Annotated in this window: 10 protein-coding genes; 6 read left to right on the plus strand and 4 right to left on the minus strand. The window is 44.3% G+C overall.

Translation table 11 applies throughout. The annotated features are described in order from the left end of the window. Positions 1-41 precede the first annotated feature (41 nt). Positions 42-329: a helix-turn-helix domain-containing protein gene (locus tag B9J84_RS05050; RefSeq protein WP_010318729.1), complete on the minus strand. Its 288-nt coding sequence runs from the start codon at positions 327-329 to the stop codon at positions 42-44. Positions 330-532: 203 nt separating this feature from the next. Here B9J84_RS05050 and B9J84_RS05055 point away from each other — a divergent pair, with 203 nt between their 5' ends. The 4 genes from B9J84_RS05055 to B9J84_RS05070 are packed head-to-tail and all read left to right on the plus strand — an operon-like array spanning position 533 to position 2,898. Beyond that, complete coding sequence (locus tag B9J84_RS05055; RefSeq protein ID WP_017047857.1) at positions 533-880, plus strand: ArsC family reductase; 348 nt, start codon at positions 533-535, stop codon at positions 878-880. A gap of 16 nt (positions 881-896) precedes the next feature. Beyond that, a complete protein-coding gene (dapE, locus tag B9J84_RS05060; RefSeq protein WP_094123680.1) occupies positions 897-2,030 on the plus strand; it encodes a succinyl-diaminopimelate desuccinylase in 1,134 nt (377 codons plus the stop codon). A 3-nt stretch (positions 2,031-2,033) separates the two neighbouring features. After that, on the plus strand, positions 2,034-2,717 hold the full coding sequence (locus tag B9J84_RS05065; protein WP_094123681.1) for a M15 family metallopeptidase: 684 nt from the start codon (positions 2,034-2,036) through the stop codon (positions 2,715-2,717). Between the two features lies 1 nt (position 2,718). Continuing rightward, a complete protein-coding gene (locus B9J84_RS05070) occupies positions 2,719-2,898 on the plus strand; it encodes a DUF2897 family protein (protein ID WP_170906945.1) in 180 nt (59 codons plus the stop codon). Between the two features lie 43 nt (positions 2,899-2,941). On the opposite strand, the gene bamC is transcribed toward B9J84_RS05070, so the two are convergent. Beyond that, a complete protein-coding gene (gene bamC, locus B9J84_RS05075; protein WP_094123682.1) occupies positions 2,942-3,961 on the minus strand; it encodes an outer membrane protein assembly factor BamC in 1,020 nt (339 codons plus the stop codon). Positions 3,962-4,012: 51 nt separating this feature from the next. Further along, complete coding sequence (gene dapA, locus B9J84_RS05080; protein ID WP_094123683.1) at positions 4,013-4,891, minus strand: 4-hydroxy-tetrahydrodipicolinate synthase; 879 nt, start codon at positions 4,889-4,891, stop codon at positions 4,013-4,015. A 281-nt stretch (positions 4,892-5,172) separates the two neighbouring features. On the opposite strand from dapA, the gene B9J84_RS05085 reads away from it, so the two are divergent. Continuing rightward, positions 5,173-5,715 carry a glycine cleavage system protein R gene (locus B9J84_RS05085; RefSeq protein WP_013856284.1) on the plus strand — a complete coding sequence of 181 codons (543 nt, stop codon included), beginning with the start codon at positions 5,173-5,175 and terminating at the stop codon, positions 5,713-5,715. Positions 5,716-5,728: 13 nt separating this feature from the next. Continuing rightward, positions 5,729-6,196: a thioredoxin-dependent thiol peroxidase gene (gene bcp / locus B9J84_RS05090; protein ID WP_013856283.1), complete on the plus strand. Its 468-nt coding sequence runs from the start codon at positions 5,729-5,731 to the stop codon at positions 6,194-6,196. 81 nt (positions 6,197-6,277) lie between these two features. Here the strand turns inward: bcp and B9J84_RS05095 are convergent. Next, positions 6,278-8,100: methyl-accepting chemotaxis protein (locus B9J84_RS05095; RefSeq protein ID WP_179217522.1), on the minus strand; the 1,823-nt coding region annotated here is incomplete at its 5' end.

Raw genomic sequence — 8,100 nt, forward strand, 5'->3', positions numbered from 1 at the left:
GATATAAATATAGGAAAATAAAAAAGCCAGCAAATGCTGGCTTATGCACTAAATCCAAGGCTAGTCGCAATATCACAGCGACGATCTAATACCCATTGACTATCAAATGGCCCCCAATCAGAGAGTTGATAGTAACCATCATTGTGACGCCTTCCATCTTGAACAAACATCAGTTCAATCCCTATTCCTGGCAGTGCTTTCAGGACATCCTGAATCGTACGGCGAGGCCACCCCGTTTTTTCGATGAGTTTGGGCACGTTTGGTCTTTCAAGGCTTTCTACTAACAAAGCTAAATACAGTCGCCTTGCAAAAACAGGACTCAGTTCCATTGACACCTCCTATTACTGTGCCGCTTCATTATTTCTGTTTTCACATTTAGAGTGTTGCGTTCGATCAATAACTTTCCAATCGTAAGCAACTGAAACACATTTTTTTTAAACAACGAAATAAAAGCATCTCTATTTTGTAAGCCACAGCGCTTCCTGATAGGATTTGACCATTAAAAAAATAATACGCCTCAACAAGGATTTTTATGACGATCACTATGTATGGCATTCCCAACTGCGACACCATTAAAAAAGCACGGAAATGGTTGGAAGCTGCGGGGGTGGATTACCAATTTCATGACTACCGTAAACAAGGTATTGATGCCGAGCTCGTGGCTCAATTTTGCCAAGCGCTTGGTTGGGAAAATGTACTCAATAAACGCGGTACAACCTTTCGTCAGCTCACGCCGTCACAAAAAGAGTCGTTAGATGCTCACAGTGTTGTGACTTTGTTGGTTGAACAACCAGCTATGATCAAACGACCTATCTTATTGGTCGATACCCATTACCATCTCGGTTTTAATGCTCAGCAATACGCTGCTATTTTCTCTTAATACAAGGATTTCAAGGATGACAGACAGCCCTGTACTGGCGCTCGCAAAAGATCTCATTAGTCGCCAATCAGTAACTCCTGAGGATGCAGGTTGCCAAGACCTGATGATTAAACGCTTACAAGCGCTAGGGTTTGAAGTGGAAACAATGGTCTTTGAAGATACCACTAATTTTTGGGCTCGCCGCGGCACTCAATCGCCTCTTTTTGCCTTTGCTGGCCATACGGATGTGGTTCCCGCGGGTCCTTTAGCGCAGTGGCATACAGCGCCGTTTGAACCCACTGTAATTGATGGTTATTTACATGGGCGCGGGGCGGCAGATATGAAAGGCTCGCTTGCTTGCATGGTTGTCGCTGTCGAGCGCTTTATTGAACAGCACCCTAACCATCAAGGTTCGATTGCCTTTTTGATCACTTCAGATGAAGAAGGGCCATTCATCAATGGCACCACTCGCGTAGTCGATACGTTAATGGCGCGTAATGAGCCAATTGATATGTGTATCGTTGGTGAGCCATCGAGTACATTAAGTGTGGGCGATGTGATAAAAAATGGTCGTCGAGGCTCAATTACAGGCGATCTACAGATTAAAGGGATTCAAGGACACGTTGCTTATCCTCACCTTGCCAATAACCCGATTCACCAAGCCTTGCCAGCGTTAGCCGAACTTGCGGCAATAAAATGGGATGAAGGGAACGCTTATTTCCCACCGACCAGCTTCCAAATTCCAAACTTGCAAGCTGGCACGGGAGCATCAAACGTCATCCCCGGTGAGTTTGACGTGCAGTTTAACTTCCGTTTCAGTACCGAGTTAACCGATGAAGAGATCAAGCGCCGCGTGCATTCTATCTTAGATGCCCATGGATTGGATTATGAATTACGCTGGACATTAAGCGGCCAACCTTTCTTGACCGATACGGGCTCATTACTGACTGCCGTCGTTAAAGCCGTCGATGAGGTGAACCACAAATCCCCAGAGCTATTGACGACAGGGGGCACATCTGATGGACGCTTTATTGCCCAGATGGGCGCACAAGTGGTCGAACTTGGTCCTGTTAACGCGACAATTCATAAAGTTAACGAGTGCGTTAAGATTGCCGATTTAGAGAAACTGACGGATATGTACCAAAAAACCCTAGAGAATTTATTGGTGTAACCCATGACTCCAGAGCAGTTGACCGGACAAACCGACTCCCATTTAACATCAGTACTGATTGGGCGGAAATCTTTCTTGGTTCACCCCGGGGTGATCCAAGATTTGCTCGCTCTAAAACAAGCGGCTGACGACGCTGGTTTTGATTTCCATATCGCCAGTGGGTTTCGTGATTTTGAACGCCAGTTGAACATCTGGAATCGGAAAATGTCAGGGCAAGCCGAATTACTGGATAATAACAGTCAACCGATAAACCCTGCTCAGTTAAGCGAAGAACAAAAGATATTCACGATTTTGCGCTGGTCAGCGCTGCCCGGTAGCAGCCGCCACCATTGGGGGTGTGACTTTGATGTTTTTGATCGCAAAGCATTACCGACAGGTGTCACGCTCAAGCTTGAACCTTGGGAATATCTCTCAGGCCACCAAGCTCCTTTTTATCAATGGATGAAAGAGCATTTACCTAAGTTTGGTTTTTTCTTCCCCTACCAAGGAAAGAAAGGCGGTGTTGCGTTTGAACCTTGGCATATTAGCCACAAAACAGCGGCTAAAGACTGCCTTGACCTGTTGACGCCAAGCGTATTGGCGACACAGCTTGAAAACATGCCGCTCCTAGGTGTGTCGACGGTACAAGAGAACTTAGATCGGATCTACACTCAGTACATTGTTAACATCAGCCAACCGGAGTCCTGATATGGAATTCATTACCAACCCTTGGGTTATCACTATTGTAATCTTAGCGGTGTTTATCGGTAATATTGCCGCGCTGAAATACACGGCTAACATGAAATTTGGCTTGAAAGGGAAAAAGAGTGATCTGGATAAACTCAACGAACTTGATAAGCACGAAGACTCAGATTCAGAGCAAAAATAAAGGGACTTTCGTCCCTTTATTTTTCATGGATTCGTCATCACAATTACTGACGCTCGGCAATCGCCGACAGTACAGGTACCATATCTTTCAGTAGTTCTTCTTCCACTGGCTTGCCGGCTGAATTGGTCACGTTGATCGAGGTACGGTTACCTAGATCACCTAACAAGAAGGTGTAAGTTCCACTTTTTAGCGAGATAGGTTTCACGCCAATGTCTTGCCAAAAGGCGTCATCTGGCGCGGAGTATTTCGCTTTTATTGTACCTTGAGATTGGTTGCGCTCTTCGAGCGTAAAACCGATCTGCGGCATAAGATTAGGCAAACGTTGCCACAGAACATCGTAAGAGGTACGAGCAATAATTACAGGGAAACCACTACGGTCACTGCCCATCGTAATGGGGATCTGTTTAACCAACTGTTGGGCTTTACGTGCTGCTTCTTGACGTAGATCGGTATCGTAACGAGCCGTGACCAAATTGGTCATGAACGCATTATAACGCTCTTTATTGGTGGCACTCACTGGCATCTCTTTGCCACCTTCACGCCAACCAGTCAATGAAATCTTAAAACCAAAACGATTATTCGCCATCACCCGTGAGATTTGGTAGCGGCTACCAATCTCAACTTCTTCATCTTCAGAAACCCAAGTCACCCAATCAGTATCAATCTGGTTTTCACTTTGTGCAGCGATACCAATGTCTCGCTCTTTAAGCATGGCTAACGCAGTTTGCCACACCTTATCGGCTTCCTCTTGCTTGATCATCCATAATGTCACTTCGCCATTTTGGCGCTCGGCACGCGCACCAGGGATCAATTCTAATACTTGTTGAGGAGGACGAATATCCACAGTACGGCCAATGCCACCTTGGAAGTCACCTTCAGGGATCTGGTAATTAGGGTAAAACTGCGGAGTGGCTCCTTCAGGAAGTTGCCACTCTTTTAGAGCAGGGGTTTCTAAATAAGCAAAATCATCTTTTGCTTGGCGACGCTGAGAAGCGTTACCAGCACATGCGCTTAAAACAAAAACAGCTAGTGAACTGATAACTAGCTGATGAGTAAATTTCATTCAAACTCCTAGACTGCCGAGGAAAAAGCCTCGGCACAATATTGAATCGATTTAGAAGATACAAGCTTCGGTCATGGCTTGGGCAACAGTTGGTCGTGCTGGTTCAGACAGTTCAGTCAAAGGTAGACGTAGATCACCATTTGTAATCAATCCCATTTTGTGAGCAGCCCATTTCACTGGAATCGGGCTCGACTCAACAAACAGACCTTTATGCAAAGGCATTAAACGTTGATTAATAAGCTCAGCCTCGTCGAATCGGCCTTCTAATGCTAAGTGCATCATCTGCGCCATATCTTTAGCGGCAATATTATTCGTCACCGAAATAACACCTTGTCCACCTAATTTAACAAACTCCAAACCTGTCGCGTCATCACCACTTAATAAGATAAAGTCTTTTCCACAAAGTTCACGATGCAGAGCCACTCGGCTCAAATCACCCGTTGCATCTTTTAAGGCGACAATCGTTTTAATTTCAGCAAGGCGAGCGACGGTTTCAGGACGCAAATCAACCGCTGTACGGCCTGGTACATTATAGAGAATCTGAGGGATATCAGTCTGTTGAGAAATTGCTTTGTAGTGTTGAAATAAACCTTCTTGGGTTGGTTTATTGTAATAAGGAGTCACACTTAAACAGCCAGCAATACCTGTATTATTTAATAAACGGCTAAACGTTACCGCTTCATGAGTAGCATTCGCACCCGTTCCCGCAATCACAGGAATACGTCCTTCGGCAAACTCGACGGTTTTTGCGACAACTTTGACATGCTCTTCAACGGTTAGCGTGGCAGATTCACCCGTTGTTCCGACGGCAACAATGGCGTCAGTTCCGGCTGTCACGTGAAAGTCCACCAGCTTCTTCAAACTAACAAAATCAACCTCACCATCATGATTAAACGGTGTAATGAGCGCTACGATACTTCCTGAAAACATGTCCATCTCCCTAATTTGTTACTTTCTGCATGGTACTGTAAGGCGATTGAAAAACACAAGGGATTAAATTCGCTTAATCAGCCCATTTGGATGAATATTTATCAGATGTTAGAGGTTTAACAAACAACATCAATTAAGGGCAACTTTATAGCGGATCTGAATATGTCGATGTCAACAACACGTTATTTTCAAGACGGAGTTCTTAAAAAGCTATTCCACCACCGTTCCTCTATAATTTAACTGTGATAACATGCCCAAAACGATAAAAGTGAAGCGATATTATGACTCAGCATCTAGTGATCACTGCTGTAGGGACAGACCGCCCTGGTATCTGTAATGAAGTGGTACGTTTAGTTACGCAATCAGGCTGCAATATCATCGATAGCCGAATTGCTTTGTTTGGCAAAGAGTTCACGCTCATCATGCTGGTCTCTGGCAATACAAACCACATCACCCGAGTAGAGACAACCTTACCTTTATTAGGCCAACAACATGATCTCATCACCATCATGAAACGTACATCACCTCATGATTATCAAGATAATGCCTATACGGTTGAAGTGTTTGTTGAGTCTGAAGACAAAATTGGCCTAACAGAGAAATTCACTCAATTTTTTGCCAATCGTAATATTGGTATGGCTTCACTAAGTGCGCAGACGATTCATAAATCGAAGTTACATCTTGATCACGACCAATTTCATATTGCCATTACCGCCAGTGTCGATTCAGGGTGTAACTTAATGCAACTACAAGAAGAATTTGACAGTTTATGCAAGACACTGGATGTACAAGGTTCGCTCAACTTTATAAAAAACAGTCAATAAAAAAGGAAGAATAATGAAAACGCTTACTGCAGGCACGCCAGCACCTGCTTTTTCACTTTTAGATCAAGATGGAAATACCGTTTCCCTTGCTGATTTCTCAGGGAAAAAGGTGTTGTTCTACTTTTATCCTAAAGCCATGACACCAGGTTGTACTGTTCAGGCTCAAGGCCTTCGAGATGTAAAAGCGGAACTCGATGCTCACAACGTAGTGGTACTCGGAGTCAGCACCGATCCCGTGAAGCGTTTAGGAAAGTTCATTGAACGTGATCACTTAAACTTTACTTTATTATCCGATGAAGACCACGTGGTTGCTGAGCAGTTTGGCGTATGGGGTGAGAAGAAGTTCATGGGCAAAGTTTATGATGGCCTACACCGGATTAGCTTTTTAATTAACGAGCAAGGTATCATTGAACAGGTTTTTGATAAATTCAAAACCAAAGATCACCATGAAGTGGTACTTGATTATCTAAACGCCCAATAATCAAAACTCGACTGAAATAAAAAATGCCAGTTCTTAATACTGGCATTTTTGTAACACGGCTAATCAAAAGTTGATGTGTAATTACACAATGAACTTATTGAGCAGAGCATCTTGCTCACGAACGTTTTCCGTTTGAACCTGCATTGCGATATTGGCTTCTTCAGCAGATTGTGCCACTTGCGTCGACAAATCTTTAATCTTCACTGTATTGGTGTTGATCTCTTCAGCCACAAGGCTTTGCTCTTCTGCCGCAGATGCAATTTGGATATTCATGTCCGAAATCACTTGTATCGCATCACGAATACGGTTCAATGCCGAATTTGCCGTTTTCGCTTTATTCACCGCATCAACAGCCGTCGTTTTACTTTCATTCATAGCCGAAGAAACCGAACTCGCTCCTGCTTGTAATTGCTCAATCATACTACGAATTTCGGTGGTCGATTGCTGAGTGCGCTGAGCTAGTGTACGCACTTCATCAGCAACAACGGCAAAGCCACGGCCAGATTCACCCGCTCGAGCCGCTTCAATCGCCGCGTTTAAGGCAAGCAAGTTAGTTTGATCAGCAATGTCATTAATCACTTTCAAAATAGTTTCAATATTTGCCGTCGCGGACTCTAGGCCTTTCACCTCTTCCACCGCTTGGTCAATGCGGGCCGATAAATTGTCGATCGACAATGTCGTTTCACTGACCACACTGGAACCATCTTGCGTTGCTTCATCGGCTTCTTTCGCCGCTGCTGCTGCACCTTGCGCATTATTGGCAACTTCTGTCGATGTCACTGCCATTTCGTGCATTGCAGTGGCTAGTTGCTCTAACTCTTGTAACTGAGTGCGCATCGCTTCTGCTGACTCATGAGCACCTTGCACCGTGAGCTCTGTGCCACGCATGATCTCTTCACCAATCGCTTTTGATTGCGTGATCTGCTTTTGCAGCGTCTCAGTAAAGGTATTAAACCCTGATGCGAGTTGAGCAAACTCTTGGTCCGTATTGGTATCCAAGCGTTTGGTTAAATCCCCCTGCCCTGAGGCGACATCTTGAATCGCTTCATTGAGCACACCTAATGGACGCATTAACACTTTAATCAGTAGCGTCAAGCCAATCACACTCAACACAAGCCCAATTAACGTATAGATAATAGAGCTATTGCGTAATACGCCAATCGCATTGAAGGCGATGGATTCATCAACAATCGCACCGATGTACCAGTTCTCACTTGGAATATGAGTGAAGCTGACGAGATAACGGGTACCATCAATTTCAATCTGTTGGTCCCCCTCTTTCAGAGTCACTTGCGGTAAATAAGTCGATAACTTCTCACCATTATTTTTGGTATCAGGGTGAGCAATCGTCGCTCCGTCACCTGAAACGATAAAGAGGTAACCCGCATCGAATAAATTAATAGAGTTCACCAATTCAGCTAAACCCGTCAATTCCATATCGTAGAACATGGCACCAGAGAATCGACCTTGATCATAAATAGGCGTACCAATAGAAATGATCACATTTTTGGTAGAAATATCGACATACGGCGCTGTAACGATAAGTTTTTTCGATGCTTTAGCATCCACAAACCAAGGGCGCTTGCGAGGATCGTAATCAGCGCTTGGCTCCCAACCGTCATCATTCTCCACCACTTTGCCATCGGATTCATACCCTAACCCTATGGCTAAAAAGCTTTTTTTCAACTTCGGTTTTTCAAGAATGTTTTTAACGTAATCCCGGTTGAGCGGATCAAGCTCAATCACCTCTGTCATTGACTGAGCCAAGGATTTTTTGCTTTCCATTTCAGAAACAATGGTGTTTTTAACCCCTGCTTCCATTTCATTCAGACTTTTTGTAACTAGGGATTCTATTTCCGAGCGAACAATGCTCAGTTGCTGAATAGAAATAAGCGAGACGGTAA

The organism is Vibrio sp. V03_P4A6T147, assembly GCF_002241085.1.
GTDB classification, from domain to species: domain Bacteria; phylum Pseudomonadota; class Gammaproteobacteria; order Enterobacterales; family Vibrionaceae; genus Vibrio; species Vibrio anguillarum.